The sequence below is a fragment of the Phytohabitans kaempferiae genome (assembly GCF_042433955.1).
GTDB classification, from domain to species: Bacteria; Actinomycetota; Actinomycetes; order Mycobacteriales; family Micromonosporaceae; genus Phytohabitans; species Phytohabitans kaempferiae.
In genome coordinates this window covers 95713-109476 of the sequence record NZ_JBHLUH010000079.1, presented here as the reverse complement: position 1 = coordinate 109476, position 13764 = coordinate 95713, and the positions used below count along the sequence as shown (strand labels likewise).

Sequence of the window (13764 nt, the reverse complement as noted above, 5' to 3'; positions counted from 1 at the left end):
GCTCAGCCGGCCCGCGCGGCGCAGGAGCTGCGGGGCAGGCCGCTCACCTCGACCGGTGACCGTCCCGCGGGCGAAGCCTTGCCGGCCAGTACCGCCGCCAGGCCCGCCATCGAGGGCTGGCTGGAAGAGTAGGTGGCGAGCAGCACCGGTGAGTCCGATCGGGCCAGCAGGTACGGCGTGTCCATCGCCACGGTGACGGTCGCGCCGGCTCGGAGGTCTGCGGGCTCGTCGCCGTACCCGATCAGATGGACGACCGTGCCGCCGCTCTCGACGACCTGGACCCCGGCGGCGCGGAGGGCATCGACCAGCCATCCGCGGGCGGTGTCGCGGCCGCTGGCGGCGGTGACCTGGATCGGGCCGCGGACCGCCCTGCCGCAGGCGCCGCGGAGCTGGGTGACCGCGGCGGAGGCGAGCCGGTCGGCCGCCTCGCGGTGCGCCGCACTGCCCACAGTGGACATGCCTGGCGCGGGCTTGCCGGCCAGCTCGAACTTCAGCGTCAGCACGCGGGTGACCGCCTCGACCAGACGCTCCTTCGTGAGGGCGCCGCCGCGCAGGCCGGAGAGGAGCCCGTCGTACGCCTGCGGCAGGCTGTCGGGCATCAGGATGAGGTCGTTGCCGGCGTTGAGCGCGCGCACCGCGGCCTCGCCGGCGGGCCAGCGCTTGGCCGGGGCCATGTTCATGCCGTCGGTGACGACCACGCCCTCGAAGCCGAGCTGGCCGCGGAGCACGTCGGTGAGCACCTTGCGGGAGAACGTGGCGGCCGTGCCCGGATCGAGCGCCCGCACGTCGAGGTGGCCGGACATGACCAGCTTGGCGCCGGCGTCGATGCCCGCGGTGAACGGGGGCAGGTCACCACGGTCGAGGCCGGCGCGGCTCTGCGTGAGCAGGGGCAGCGCGTCGTGCGAGTCGCCCGAGGTGTGGCCGTGCCCCGGGAAGTGCTTGAGCGTGGCCGCGACGCCGCCGGCCTGGAGCCCGCGTACGGCGCCGGCCACCTGTGCGGAGACCTTGGCCGGGTCGGAGCCGTACGAGCGGGAGCCGATGACGGTACTGCCCGCGTCGCCGAGCACGTCGGCGACGGGGGCGAAGTCGACGTTGACGCCGAGCGCGGCCAGTTCGGTGCCGGCCGCCCGCCAGGCCGCCTCGGTCAGGCGGGGATCGTCTGCCGCGCCCGCGCTCATCGCGCTGGGCAGCGCGGTCACGCCGCTCTTGATCCGGGTCACCACGCCGTACTCCTGGTCGGTGCCGACGAGCATCGGCGCGGAGCCGGCCCCGAGCTTGGCGTGCGCGGCCTGGAGACCGGTGGTCAGCTCGCGCACCTGCCGCGCACTGTCCACATTGGTGGTTACCTGGTTCTGCGAGGTGGGGTCGTCCGCGCTGAAGCCGACCAGGATCAGCCCGCCGAGGCGGTACCGGGCGACCATCTCCGCGGGCGTGTCCACGCCGGCGAGCCGCTGGTTGCCCGCCCTGTTGCCGGGCGTGACCTCGGTGGCCGAGGCGCCGTACGCGTACGGCATCAGCACCTGCCCCACGAGGTCTTCGTCGGAGAGCGAGGCGGCGAGGGAGGCGGCCCGCTCGGCCGGCGTGTCACCGGCGGGCTGCTGGGGCGCGGTCGTGGCGGGCGGTGCCGCCGGAGGGTCGCCACCGTGGCAGCCGGCGATGCCGGCCGCGAGCATGAGCACAATCAACAGTGCGCGGATAGGGGGACGCACGTCCGCTATCCCAGCAGTTCCTCCCGGGACGGGCAAATCGACCGCAGTGCAATCGACGGCATGAGGTGGAGCGCGAGGGAGGTCAGCCCACGCGGGTCAGCAGGGTGACGGGCGCGCCGTCGCCGGCGTAGCGGTACGGCTCCAGCTCGGCGTCCCAGGCGGTGCCGAGCGCGCGGTCGAGGGCGTGCGCGAGGGCCTCCGGCGCGCGGGCGGCCTCCATGATGCTGCGCAGCCGGTCCTCACCGAGCTGGATGTCACCGGCGGCGCCCATGGGCGCGCGGAAGAGGCCGCGGCCGGGCACGTACATGAAGCGTTCACCGTCGAGGCCCGGGCTGGGATCTTCGGTGACCTCGAAACGGATCATCGGCCACTGCCTGAGGGCAGCAGCCAGCTCCGCGCCGGTCCCCGGGCGTCCGGTCCAGCTGCACTCCGCCCGGCGGGCGCCGGACTCGACCGGCTGGGCGGTCCAGTGCAGATTGACCGGCGCGGTGAGGACGCGCGCGATCGCCCACTCGACGTGTGCACACACGGCGAGCGGGGTCGAGTGGACGTATACGACGCCACGCGTTGGCACGGTGACCTCCCGGAGAAGCGAGGTGCGTCTTCCCCTACGACCTCGATCAACGGGCGGTTGTTGTCCAACATGATGACTCGTGTGACTGATGGTGCGCCAGAGAATCGGAAAATCGACACGACATTTCCCACGCTGGTAACCGAGCGCACGTGACCCTGTGACGCAGAGCGCTGACCAGCGCGTGGGCGGTCGCCCGGAGGCATCGGGTAAAGTTCTCTGGTCTGTCTTCGTTCTGGCCTTCCAAGGAGTACCTCCGTGGCGAGCAACACCTCCAAGACCGCGCGCGCATCCGTCCGCGCCGGGCAGGGCGCGGGTGGCGCCCTGAGCGTGCTCGGCGAGTTCAAGTACCTGATCCCGCTCAACAACGGCAAGCACGCCTACGTGCGCAACCTGACCAACGGCAAGACCGCTCACCTGCGCACCGACTCCGAGGCGTTCGTCGAGGAGATCCGGACCCTGGCCGGTGCCGGCCACGCCGTCAAGATCCGTGCCGAGCTGAGCGCTCTGGCCGCGGCCTACCCGAGCGACGGCTGGGACACCACCGAGAAGCGCCTGGTCGACGCCGGCGTCTTCGAGGGCTGAGCCCGAGTTTCGACAAGAGGCCCCGCCGTGCTCGGCGGGGCCTCTTGCTATGCGCGGGGCTACTTTCCGAGGCATGATTGTTACCCGTGGGTACGACGGAGGTGCCGCCCCATGACGCTGGTCGAGCAGGCCGAGATCCGGCTCGCAGACGGCCCTCGGCTGCACACGCGCACCGCGGGGTCGCCCGACGCGCCGATCACCGTCGTGCTGCTGCACGGCTGGGTCCTCGACGGCCGCACGTGGCATCGCCAGGTGCGGCCGCTCGCTGAGATCGCCCGCGTCGTCACGTACGACGCCCGTGGGCACGGCCGCTCCGGCGGCATCGACCGCGGCGCCGCCACGCTCGCCCACCTGGGCGACGACCTCGCCGAGGTGCTGCACGCGGTCGCGCCCACCGGCCCGGTCGTGCTCGCCGGTCACTCGCTCGGTGGGATGACGATCATGGAGTACGCCCACCGCCACCCCGCCGACTTCGCCGCCCGCGTGGCCGGGCTCTTCTTCTTGGGCACCACCGCCGAGGGGCACACGCACACGGTGTACGGGCTGCCGCCGCGGGTCGCCCACCTGATCCGGATGGCGGAGATGACCAGCGCCCAGGTACTCGCCCGGATGGGTGACTGGCGGCCGCACCGGGCGTTCGCGCTGGCGCTGCGCCCGAGCCTGCGGTGGCTGCTCTTCGGGCATCCGTGCGACCCGGCGGACGTGACGCTCACGACCCGGGCGGTCGCCCGCGCCTCGCTCGGCTCGATCGGCGGTTTCCGTCCCTCGGTCGGGACCCAGGCGCGGCTGGAGACGCTGGCCGAGCTGCCGACCGTACCGACCGCGGTGCTGGTCGGGGAGCGTGACCGGCTCACCCCGCCGGTCTGCTCGCACTCCATCGCCAAGGCGCTGCCCGGCGCGGCGCTCACGATTTGTCCGGCCGCGGGCCACATGCTGATGCTGGAGCGCCCGGATGTGGTCACCGAGGCGTTGCTCGGCGTGGTCCGGGCCGCACTCGACGGGCGCTAGCGCTGGCGGGGAGGGCAGTGGGCACGGCGGGCGCGTACCCTTGTCTGGCCTCGTCACACAGGCGCCGCACCTTCTCCTGGGAGCCCCGAACACTTTGACCGACGCCGCCACCACCCTCCAGCAGGAGATCGCCGCCGAGCAGCGCCACGTCGATCGGGTCTACGCCCGGCTGGCCGAGTTGCGCCAGGCGGCCGCCCGGGCCGAGAAGGAGGGCTACAGCCTCGCCCGGGTGGGAAACTTCGGCGCGCTGGTCGAGCGGGACGCGATGGTCTTCCACGCGGCGCGGCGGCGGCACGCCCTGGACGCCGAGCACGAGGGGCTGGTCTTCGGCCGCCTCGACCTGCGTGAGGGCCAGGTGCTGCACGTGGGGCGCCTGGGCGTGCGCGCGGAAGACGCCGAGCCGCTCGTCGTCGACTGGCGGGCGCCCGCCGCGGCGGCGTTCTACCAGGCCACGGCCGCCGACCCGCGGGGCGTGGTGCGCCGTCGCATGATCCAGTCGAGCGGCGAAAAGGTCACCAACATCGAGGACGACCTGCTCGACCCGGCCGCCGCGCCGGAGGGCATGCGGGTCGTCGGTGACGGCGCGCTGCTGGCCACGCTCGCCCGGGCCACCGGCCGGGGCATGCGCGACATCGTCGCCACCATCCAGCGCGAGCAGGATCAGGCGATCCGCTCGCCCGCGTCGGGCGTCACGATCGTCTCCGGCGGCCCCGGCACCGGCAAGACGGCGGTGGCGCTGCACCGCGCGGCCTACCTGCTCTACTCCGACCGCTCCCGGTTTGCCGGCGGCGGCATCCTTGTGGTCGGCCCGTCGTCGGTGTTCGTGGAGTACATCGCCTCGGTGCTCCCCTCGCTCGGCGAAGAGGCCGCGACGCTGCACTCGCTCGGCTCGATCGTCGAGGGCACCACCGCGACCCGCACCGACCCCACCGCGGTCGCCGCCGTCAAGGGCTCGCTGCGGATGCGGCGCGTGCTCGAGCGGGCGCTCCGCGACGCGGTGCCGGGCGCCCCCACCGAGCTGCGCCTGCTCTACCGGGGCGACCTGCTCCGCCTCGACCGCCCCGAGCTGGACGCGATCCGGGCCCGCGCGCTGCCCCGTGGCGCCCGCCGCAACGAGGTGCGCCGGGCCGGCATCGACGGGCTCTTCGACGCGCTGTGGGCGCAGGCCCAGCGGCACCGCATCGGGGGCCTGCCGGCGCAGGCCGACTTCGAAGACGAGCTGGCCGAGCGTCCCGACTTCCGCGAGTTCCTGAAGGCTTGGTGGCCCCGGCTGCTGCCCCGGCACGTGCTCGCCTGGCTGGCCGATCCGGCGCGGCTCCGCTCGTACGCGCAAGGGCTCCTCAGCACCGCGGAGATCGAGCTGCTGCGCGACGCCTTCACGCCGGGCGACCCGACCGTGGCCGACGTGGCGCTCCTCGACGAGCTGGACGAGATGCTCGGCCGCCCGCCGCAGCCGGCCAAGCGCCAGCGTGACCCGTTTCAGGTGGCCGCCGGCGTGCGCGAGGTGAGCACGTACGCCGACCGGCAGCGGGCCGCCCGCGCGGCCGCGGTGCGCCGCCCCGACGACTACCGGGAGTACGCGCACGTGGTGGTCGACGAGTCGCAGGACGTCTCGCCGATGCAGTGGCGCATGCTGGGCCGGCGGGGGCGACTCGCCTCGTGGACGGTGGTCGGCGACCCCGCGCAGAGCGCCTGGACCGGTGACCCGGCCGAGCTGTCCCGCGCCCGCGACAAGGCGCTGGGCGGCCGGCGGCGGCACGACTTCACGCTCACCACCAACTACCGCAACTCGGCGGAGATCTTCGCGGTGGCGGCGAAGGTGATCCGCGAGGTGTCGCCGGGCATCGCGCTGCCGCGGGCGGTGCGCTCGACCGGCGTACCCCCGGAGGAGCTGACCGTGCCCGCGGCGGCCCTGCCAGAGGCGACCCGCGACGCGGCGCGGCGGCTGCTCGCCGACGTGGAGGGGACGGTCGGTGTGATCACACCGGTGCCCCGCCGCGACGAGGTCGCCGAGTGGGTCGCCGGCCTGCCCATCGACCGCCTCCAGGTGGTGACGAGCCTCCAGGCCAAGGGCATGGAGTACGACGGCGTGGTCCTCATCTCGCCCCAGGAGATCAGGACCGACGCCGGTGCGCGCACGCTCTACGTCGCCCTCTCCCGGGCCACGCAGCGCCTGGTGACCCTCAGCGCTTGACGGCGACCGCCGAGAAGGGGGTCTCCGGGGTCACCGTGATGCCGAAGCGGGCGTTGGGCAGGTAGAGCCGGTTGCCGTACGCCGCGACGGTGGTGGGCACGTCGAAGTCAGGGCTGGTGCGCGTGCCGGTCAGCCGGCCGCTCCGCCCCGACTTGTCGAGCGCGAAGACGGCGACCTGGTTGAGCCGGTTCTGCACCACGTACAGCGTGCGGTCGATGGTCAGCAGCCCGTCGCCGTTGGTGAGCACGTAGCCGCCGAGGTCGACCGCCTCGGTCACGCCCGTGTCCGGGGCGACCCGGAAGAGGCCGCCGGTGTTGGACTGCACCACGAGCAGGCCGCGGCCGTCCGGCGTGCGGGCGATCCCGTTGACGTTGAAGCCGGTGCCGTAGACGAGGTCGCCGGTGAGCGGGATCCGGACCGGCTCGCCGCGCAGGCTCAGCGGCACTTTGTAGAGGAACGGCTGCTGCGAGTCGGTGAAGAACGCGCCCTCCGGGGTAAGCACCACGTCGTTGACGAACGTGGGCGCGCTGGCGAACTGCCACGAGGCCAGCACGTCCCCGGTGTGCGTGTCGACGACGCGGCCGTTGCCGGCGGCACCGCCGGAGACGAAGAGGCGGCCGCGGTCGTCGACCTTCAGGCCCACGGAGGGGGTGCCGGGTCCCGTGGAGATGACCGAGCCGCGCCCGGTGGCGAGGTTGGCGCGGTAGATGTCGCCGTTGGCGAGGGAGCCGAAGTACGCGAAGGGCGCCTTGCCGATCGCGATCCCCTCCGGCTGGAAGCCGTCCGGCAGGGGGACGACCTCGGGAAAGGCGCGGTGGCTGCCGTGCGCGCTGGCGGCAGCGGGTACGGAGAGCGTGGCCGCGGTGAGGGCCGCGGCGGCGGATGAGGTGATCAGGGCTCGTCTTGTCAGCACGATGGGTACTCCCTGTGATCGGTCCACATCAGGATTCACGCACATCTTTCCCCAGCGGTTCGAAGACGACTCGCGAACCTCAGAAGTCCCACGTACGACATTGATTGCCAGTACCAAGTTTGCATACATAGCAATGTCCGCATATATTCTGGACCCATGGGTGCGGGGCACGATCACGGCGCGGATCTAGCGCGCGCGGGGGAGCGACACCGCGGTCGACTGTGGGCCGCGTTCGCCCTGATTGCCGTCTTCATGGTGATCGAGGCGGTGGCCGCCCTGGCCACCGGCTCGCTGGCGCTGCTGTCCGACGCCGGGCACATGTTCACCGACGTGCTCGGCATCGGCATGGCGCTCGCCGCCATCCACGCGGCGAGCCGGGCCGCGCGGGATCCGCAGCGGACCTTCGGGCTGTACCGGCTGGAGGTCCTCGCCGCGCTCGGCAACGCGATCCTGCTCTTTGGCGTCGCGATCTACGTCCTGATCGAGGCGGCCCGCCGCTTCGGCCATCCGCCCGAGGTGCCCGCCGGCCCGATGCTGGTGGTGGCGATCGCCGGTCTGATCGCCAACATCGTCGCGTTCGGGCTGCTGCGCGCCGGCGCCCAGGAGAGTCTCAACGTGCGCGGCGCCTACCTTGAGGTCCTCGGCGACCTGCTCGGCTCGGTCGGCGTGATCGTCGCCGCGGTCGTCATCGCGCTGACCGGCTGGGCGTACGCCGACCCGATCGTCGCGGTCGCCGTCGGCCTGTTCATCCTGCCGCGCACCTGGCGGCTGGCCCGGGCGGCGGTGCGCATCCTGGTGCAGGCCGCGCCGGAGCACCTCGACGTGACCGCCGTGCGCACGCGGCTCGCCGCCGTACCGGGGGTCTGCGACGTGCACGACCTGCACGTGTGGACGCTGACCTCGGGCATGGACGTCGCCTCCGCGCACCTCACGCTCGACCCGTCCGCGCAGCTCGGGCCGGTGCTGGTGGCCGCCCGCGAGGCGCTGCACGACGACTTCGACATCGGGCACGCGACCCTCCAGGTGGAGCCCATGGCCGGCGACTGCCGCCACGTCGGCTGGTGACACCGCCGCTGAGCAGGTCGTAAGTGATTCGTCACCATCGGTACAACACTGGGCGCATTGATGGGAAAGCCGCTATCCTCGGCTCCGGTCAATGCCCGGCGGCGCCCCCCGGCGCCGGTGTTGACTGCCGCCGAGCCGCCCACGCGGGCGGACCGGGGAACCACCGATCCACTGGGGTGAATCCGCGCGAGCGGTAGGGATACTTCCGTCCCGAACCCGTCAGCTAACTCGGTAGGCGGCTGACTGGAAGGATGGTTGATGGCTCATGCCCGCAGCCGGGTCAGTCTCGTCGCGGTGCTGTTCGCCGCGGCGTTCGCGCTGATCGGCTTACCAGCGGAGCCCGCCGCCGCCGCGCCCACCGACGACGAGGGCGGCACCGCGACCCTGCGGCAGCAGCTCGACGCGGCCAGCAAGGGCTTCATCGCGGCGCAGGACACCTTGAACAAGTCCAAGAAACGTCAGCAGGAGCTGACCACTCAGCTGGCCCAACTGGAGCGCGACCTGGTCGCCAAGAGCGAGGTGCTCGGCGAGGTGGCCAACGTGGCCTACCGCCGAGGGCGGCTCGGCCCCATCTCCGCGATGCTCAACAGCACCTCCCCGGAGGGCTTCATCGACCGGGCCGCGGCGCTCGACGCCGTGGCGGCGACCGAGGACAAGAAGCTGCGCGACCTGCTCGACACCAAGGATCAGGCGTCCAAGGCCAAGCTCGCGATCGACGGTGAGATCCGCGAGCAGCAGAAGCAGGTCGAGGTCATGGCCGCCCGCAAGAAGCAGGCCGAGAACGCGCTGAAGGCGGCCGGAGGCGGCCAGGACGCCAGCGGCCCGCCCGTCGGCAGCGGCGCCACCGCGGTGGCCGCGCGCTTCACCGGGGGCTCCGGCTGCACGATCCGCCCCGACCCGACCTCCAAGCAGGGCTGCATCACGCCGCGTACGTCCCATGCGTACAAGCAGGCCCAGGCGGCGGGCTTCGGCATCTTCGTCTCCTGCTACCGCCCCGGCTCGTCCGGTGAGCATCCGCTAGGCCAGGCCTGCGACTTCGCCGTCGACAAAGATGACATCTTCGGCGGTGCGGCATCCGGCGCGGCCCGGACGTATGGCAACAACCTCGCGAGGTTCTACGTCAACAACGCGAGCCGGCTGGGCGTGATGTACGTGATCTGGTTCCGCCAGATCTGGCTGCCCAGTAGCGGCTGGAAGTCGTACGGCGGCTGCTGCGGCCCGAGCGAGCACCACACCAACCACGTGCACCTGTCTGTCATCGACTAACCGCGTTGACGGGCTCGATCATGGGGTGGCACTGTGGCCCCATGGTCGAGCCCACACGTCACCCCGCTTGACGTAGCGCGAGCACGGCCAGGGGCGTCACCGCGCGCCTCTGCCTCCTGCGCGCCTGCACCGAGGGCGTGCTCTTCTACCCGGTCTACGCGCTGCTCTTCGCCGACTTCGGGCTCAGCACCGGGCAGATCTCGTCGCTGTTCGTGATCTGGTCGGTCGTCAGCTTCACACTGGAGATCCCCTCCGGGGCGTGGGCGGACGCGTACTCGCGCCGCCGGCTGGTCGCGATCGGCGCCCTGCTCCGGGCGGTCGCCTTCGCGCTCTGGACCTTCTTCCCCTCGTACCTCGCCTTCGCGGCCGGCTTCGTGCTGTGGGGCGCCTCCACCGCGATGACCTCCGGCAGCGTGGAGGCCCTTGTCTACGACGAGCTGGCCTCGGCCGGCGCCACCGACCGGTACGTGCACACGGTCGGGCTGGCCCAGACCACCGCGCTCGTGGCGGAGCTTGTCGCGATGGGGCTGGCCGCGCCGGCGTACGCGCTCGGCGGGTACACGCTGGTCGGCCTGGCCAGCATCGCGATCAGCCTGGCGGTCGTGCCGGTCGCGCTCTCGTTCCCCGAGGCGCCGCGGGTCGAGCGGACCGGGGGCGGCAGCTACCTGCGGACGCTCCGCGCCGGCCTCGCCGAGGTGCGCGTCAACCGGCTGGTGAGCCGGGCGGTCCTGCTCTACGCGGTGGTCACCGGAATGGGGGCGATCGATGAGTACGTGCCGATCCTGGCCCGGGACATGGGCGCGCCGACCGCGCTCGTACCGCTGCTCTTCGTGCTGCCGGTCGCCGCGATGGCGGTCGCGAGCGCGCTGGCCGACCGTTGGGCGGAGATCTCGGCGGCCCGGCTGGCGGCGGCGGTCGCGGTCGGCGGGGTGCTGCTCGCCGCCAGCGCCAACACGGGTCACCCGGCCGGCATGGTCGCGGTGGCGCTCTGCTTCGCCGCGCTGGAACTCTTCGACATCCTCACCGAGGCGCGGATCCAGGAGGCGATCGCCGGCCCGGCTCGGGCGACCGTGCTGTCGGTGGCCGGCTTCGGCCAGGAGGTGGCGGCGCTCGCCGTGTACGCCGGTTTCGGGCTCGGATCGGCCGCCCTGCCGGTGCCGGTACTGCTCGCACTGGTGGGAGTACCGCTGGTGCTTTCGGGTGGTTTGACCCGTCGATGGCTGCCGCCTGCCGGCAGTTCGTCCTGATAACGTGCGGACGTGGTCGCCTCCGAGCCGGCACTCTCCGTGGTCGTCCCGATGTACAACGAGGAGTCCGTGCTGCCGCTGCTCGTGGCCCGGCTGCGCGGGGTGCTCGACGCGCTCGGCGAGCCCTACGAGGTGGTGGCCGTCGACGACGGCAGCACCGACCGGACCTCCGTCGCACTGCTCGCCGCCCGCCGGCAGTGGCCGCAACTGCGCGTGCTGCGGCTGCGCCGCAACAGCGGACACCAGCCGGCGCTGCTCGCCGGCCTCATGCGGGCCCGCGGCCAGCACGTCGCGAGCATCGACGCCGACCTACAGGACCCGCCGGAGACCATCGTCGAGATGTTGCGGCTCGCGCGGGAGAAAAACCTCGACATCGTGTACGGGGTACGCGCCGACCGCCGCGCAGACAGTGCCTTCAAGCGGTGGACCGCGAGCGTGTACTACCGCCTGATGCGCCGCATCGCCGGAAACGACGTGCCCGCCCACGCCGGCGACTTCCGGCTGCTCAGCCGCGCCGCGGTGGAGGCGCTGCGCGAGCTGCCCGAGCGCCGGCCGGTGCTGCGGCTGGTGGTGCCGTGGCTGGGCTTCCCGAGCGGTGAGGTGAGCTACGAGCGGGAGGGGCGGGCCGCCGGGCGCACGAAGTACCCGCTCTCGCGCATGATCGCGCTCGCCGCGGACAGCGTCACCAGCTTCTCCGCCGCGCCGCTGCGCGTGGCCACCTGGCTGGGGCTGGCCGGCGTGGCGATCTGCGGGGTGCTGGTGGTGCTGGCCGTGGTCGCGTACTTCCTGGGCGCGACCGTCAGCGGCTGGCCCTCCCTCTACGTGGCGATCCTCTTCCTCGGCGCGGTGCAGCTGCTCTGCCTGGGCCTGCTCGGCGAGTACGTGGCCCGCATCTACACCGCGGTGCAGGCGCGCCCGGCGTACTACGTGGCCGAGGACACCGACGCCGCGGCCTCCATGGTGGACAGTCTCAAGTGACGGCGACGGCGAGTCGCTCGGCGGCCACGGTCGGCGGGGCGGGACGGGGCCCGCTCGTACCAGAGATGGCGCGGCGCTCGGCCCCGGCGGCGGTGGCCTTCGCGGTCGTGGCCGGCGCGCTGCTGGTGACCGGGACTCCGGTCCTGGATGTGGCGCGTTACGCCGCGTATGCGGCGCTGGCGGTCGTGCTGCCCGGCACGCTGGTCTACCGGGCGCTCCGCCGCACGCCGCACACGCTGGTCGAAGACCTCGCGGTGGGCGCGGCGGTCGGGCTGGTGCTGGAGCTGGCGGCGTGGTTCGCCTTCGTGTCGCTCGGCGCCGAGCGGTGGCTGTGGGTCTGGCCGGCGGCGGTGGTGGCGGTGTTCCTCGCGGTGCCGGGGCTGCGGCGGCACTGGGTCGTGCGCGGCTACACGCCGGTGCCGGTGGGCTGGGCGTGGGCGGTGACCGGCGTGATCGCCGGCTTCACCGTGTACCTGTGGGACTCGTTCCTGCGCCGCAACCCGATCCTGCCGACGACCGAGGGGCAGGCACAGTACATCGACCTGTCGTTCCAGATGTCGATCGCGGGCGCGGCGACCCATCAGGCGCCGCTGGACGTGCCGCAGGTGGCCGGGGAGCCGCTGCACTACCACTGGTTCGGCTTCGCGCACATGGGCGCCGCCTCGCTGGTCAGCGGCGTCGACCTGCCCACCGTCTTCCTGCGGCTCGCGGTGCCGGCGCTGTGCGCGCTCGCGGTGGTGCTGCTCGCGGTGGTGGGCTGGCGGGTCAGCCGGCGGCCGTACGTGGGCGTGGGTGCCGCGGTGCTGATGTTCACGATCGGCGAGTTCGGCTACGAAAACGGCATCCGGCAGCTTTTCGGCACGCAGGCGACGTTCATCGTGTGGGGCAGCCCGTCGATGACGTACAGCTGGGTCCTGCTCCTGCCGCTGATCGGCGTGCTCGTCTCGATCGTGCGCGGCTCGGCCACCGCCGGTACGTGGATCCTCGCGGGCCTCTTCCTGGCCGGCTCGACCGGGGCGAAGGCCAGCTCGATCCCGGTGGCGGCGGGCGCGCTCGGCGTGGCCGCGCTGGCGCTGCTGGTGAGCCGGCGGCGGATGCCGTGGGCGGTGGTCGGCGCGCTCGGCATGGCGGTGGCGGCGCAGCTCTTCGCGATGGCGATCCTGTTCGCGTTCGAGAGCCACGGCGTGACCGTGGAGCCCTTCTCGGGCCTCTCGCCGTACGCCACCTCGGCGGTCACCTGGGCGCTGGTGATCGTGGCCTTCCTGCTCAACATGCAACTGCGGCTCGCCGGCACCGTGGCCCTGCTGTGGCAGCGGCGGCTGCGGCTGCTGCCCGAGCAGTGGTTCCTGCTCGGCGGCGCGGTGGCCGGCCCGCTCTTCTACCTGGCGACGGCGCATCCGGGCAGCAGCAACCAGTACTTCGTGCGGGCCGCCTTCGCCTTCGGCGTGATCCTGTCGGCGTGGGGCTGGGCGTCGGTGGTCGGTTCGCGGATGTCGTGGCCGCTGATCGGGTTCGCGGCCGGCTTCGCGGCGCTGCTGTGCGCGGTGCAGCTGATCGGCGGCCCAGCGACCGTGACCTGGGAGCCGCGCCACGACCCGCTGCTGCCGCTGCTCTACTGGGCGCTCGCGCTCGCGCTGGTGCTCGCGCTGCTGGCGTTGCTGTGGCGCGGCCGGTTCGCGCCCTACCTGCTCACCGCCGTCCTGGTCGCGGGCGCGCCAGGGCTGGTGATGGACGCGGCGGCGGCACACCGGTACCCCAACGGCGGCGCGTACGCGGTGACCGCGCTGCCCGCCTCGCGGATCGAGGCCGCCCGCTGGGTACACGACCACAGCGACCCGGACGACGTGGTCGCCACCAACGCGCACTGCCAGCTTCCCGAGGAGCCCGGCAGGTGTGACGCCCGCTCGTTCTGGCTCAGCGCGTACACCGAGCGGTCGGTACTCGTCGAGGGCTGGTCGTTCGCGCCGCGGATGGTGGGCCTGCCGCTCGGCCCGTGGGAGCCGTTCTGGGACCCGGCCCTGCTGGCGGCCAACGACGCGGCGTTCTACGAGCCGACACCGGAAGGGCTCGAGGCGCTGCGGGCGCGCGGGGTCAGGTGGCTGGTGGTCGACCGGGACGTACGGCTGGAGTCGCCGGACCTGGCGGCCCTGGCTCCCCTGCGCTTCGAGAACGCGCGGATGGCGGTGTACGCGCTGCCCCCGCGCTGACCCGCACGTTTTGTCGGTGCG

At 73.0% G+C, this 13764-nt stretch carries 11 protein-coding genes and 1 riboswitch; of the genes, 8 read left to right on the top strand and 3 right to left on the bottom strand.

From position 1 onward, the window contains the following. Positions 1-2: 2 nt before the first annotated feature. Together ACFFIA_RS36950 and ACFFIA_RS36945 are read right to left on the bottom strand one after the other, a co-directional pair. Positions 3-1745, bottom strand: a complete 1743-nt coding sequence (locus tag ACFFIA_RS36950) for a glycoside hydrolase family 3 protein (protein WP_377260506.1) — start codon at positions 1743-1745, stop codon at positions 3-5. Between the two features lie 46 nt (positions 1746-1791). Next, positions 1792-2283, bottom strand: coding sequence for a DUF3145 domain-containing protein (locus ACFFIA_RS36945; protein ID WP_377260504.1), 492 nt, complete (start codon positions 2281-2283; stop codon positions 1792-1794). A gap of 255 nt (positions 2284-2538) precedes the next feature. Here ACFFIA_RS36945 and ACFFIA_RS36940 point away from each other — a divergent pair, with 255 nt between their 5' ends. The 3 genes from ACFFIA_RS36940 (at position 2539) to ACFFIA_RS36930 (ending at position 6067) form a co-directional block, all read left to right on the top strand. Beyond that, on the top strand, positions 2539-2865 hold the full coding sequence (locus ACFFIA_RS36940; RefSeq protein WP_377260502.1) for a hypothetical protein: 327 nt from the start codon (positions 2539-2541) through the stop codon (positions 2863-2865). 117 nt (positions 2866-2982) lie between these two features. Next, the gene (locus ACFFIA_RS36935; protein WP_377260650.1) at positions 2983-3873 is read left to right on the top strand and encodes an alpha/beta fold hydrolase; all 891 of its coding nucleotides are present in this window, start codon (positions 2983-2985) and stop codon (positions 3871-3873) included. Between the two features lie 94 nt (positions 3874-3967). Then, positions 3968-6067, top strand: coding sequence for a HelD family protein (locus ACFFIA_RS36930; RefSeq protein WP_377260500.1), 2100 nt, complete (start codon positions 3968-3970; stop codon positions 6065-6067). Here the strand turns inward: ACFFIA_RS36930 and ACFFIA_RS36925 are convergent. Continuing rightward, positions 6057-6980, bottom strand: a complete 924-nt coding sequence (locus ACFFIA_RS36925) for an SMP-30/gluconolactonase/LRE family protein (RefSeq protein WP_377260498.1) — start codon at positions 6978-6980, stop codon at positions 6057-6059. The genes ACFFIA_RS36930 and ACFFIA_RS36925 overlap by 11 nt on opposite strands. A 156-nt stretch (positions 6981-7136) precedes the next feature. Here ACFFIA_RS36925 and ACFFIA_RS36920 point away from each other — a divergent pair, with 156 nt between their 5' ends. The 5 genes from ACFFIA_RS36920 (at position 7137) to ACFFIA_RS36900 (ending at position 13743) form a co-directional block, all read left to right on the top strand. After that, a complete protein-coding gene (locus ACFFIA_RS36920) occupies positions 7137-8045 on the top strand; it encodes a cation diffusion facilitator family transporter (RefSeq protein WP_377260496.1) in 909 nt (302 codons plus the stop codon). 118 nt (positions 8046-8163) lie between these two features. After that, positions 8164-8299: riboswitch (cyclic di-AMP (ydaO/yuaA leader) on the top strand. 4 nt (positions 8300-8303) lie between these two features. After that, positions 8304-9311: a coiled-coil domain-containing protein gene (locus ACFFIA_RS36915; protein WP_377260494.1), complete on the top strand. Its 1008-nt coding sequence runs from the start codon at positions 8304-8306 to the stop codon at positions 9309-9311. 137 nt (positions 9312-9448) lie between these two features. Next, a complete protein-coding gene (locus ACFFIA_RS36910) occupies positions 9449-10558 on the top strand; it encodes an MFS transporter (protein WP_377260492.1) in 1110 nt (369 codons plus the stop codon). A 12-nt stretch (positions 10559-10570) separates the two neighbouring features. Beyond that, positions 10571-11536, top strand: coding sequence for a glycosyltransferase family 2 protein (locus ACFFIA_RS36905; protein WP_377260490.1), 966 nt, complete (start codon positions 10571-10573; stop codon positions 11534-11536). After that, the gene (locus ACFFIA_RS36900) at positions 11533-13743 is read left to right on the top strand and encodes a hypothetical protein (protein WP_377260488.1); all 2211 of its coding nucleotides are present in this window, start codon (positions 11533-11535) and stop codon (positions 13741-13743) included. Before ACFFIA_RS36905 ends, ACFFIA_RS36900 begins: the two co-directional genes overlap by 4 nt. The last annotated feature ends 21 nt before the right edge of the window (positions 13744-13764 follow it).

Excerpts from the sequence above, each read along its gene's own strand:
- ACFFIA_RS36920 (WP_377260496.1), top strand. The coding sequence starts at position 7,137 with ATGGGTGCGGGGCACGATCACGGCGCGGATCTAGCGCGCGCGGGGGAG.
- ACFFIA_RS36915 (WP_377260494.1), top strand. The coding sequence starts at position 8,304 with ATGGCTCATGCCCGCAGCCGGGTCAGTCTCGTCGCGGTGCTGTTCGCC.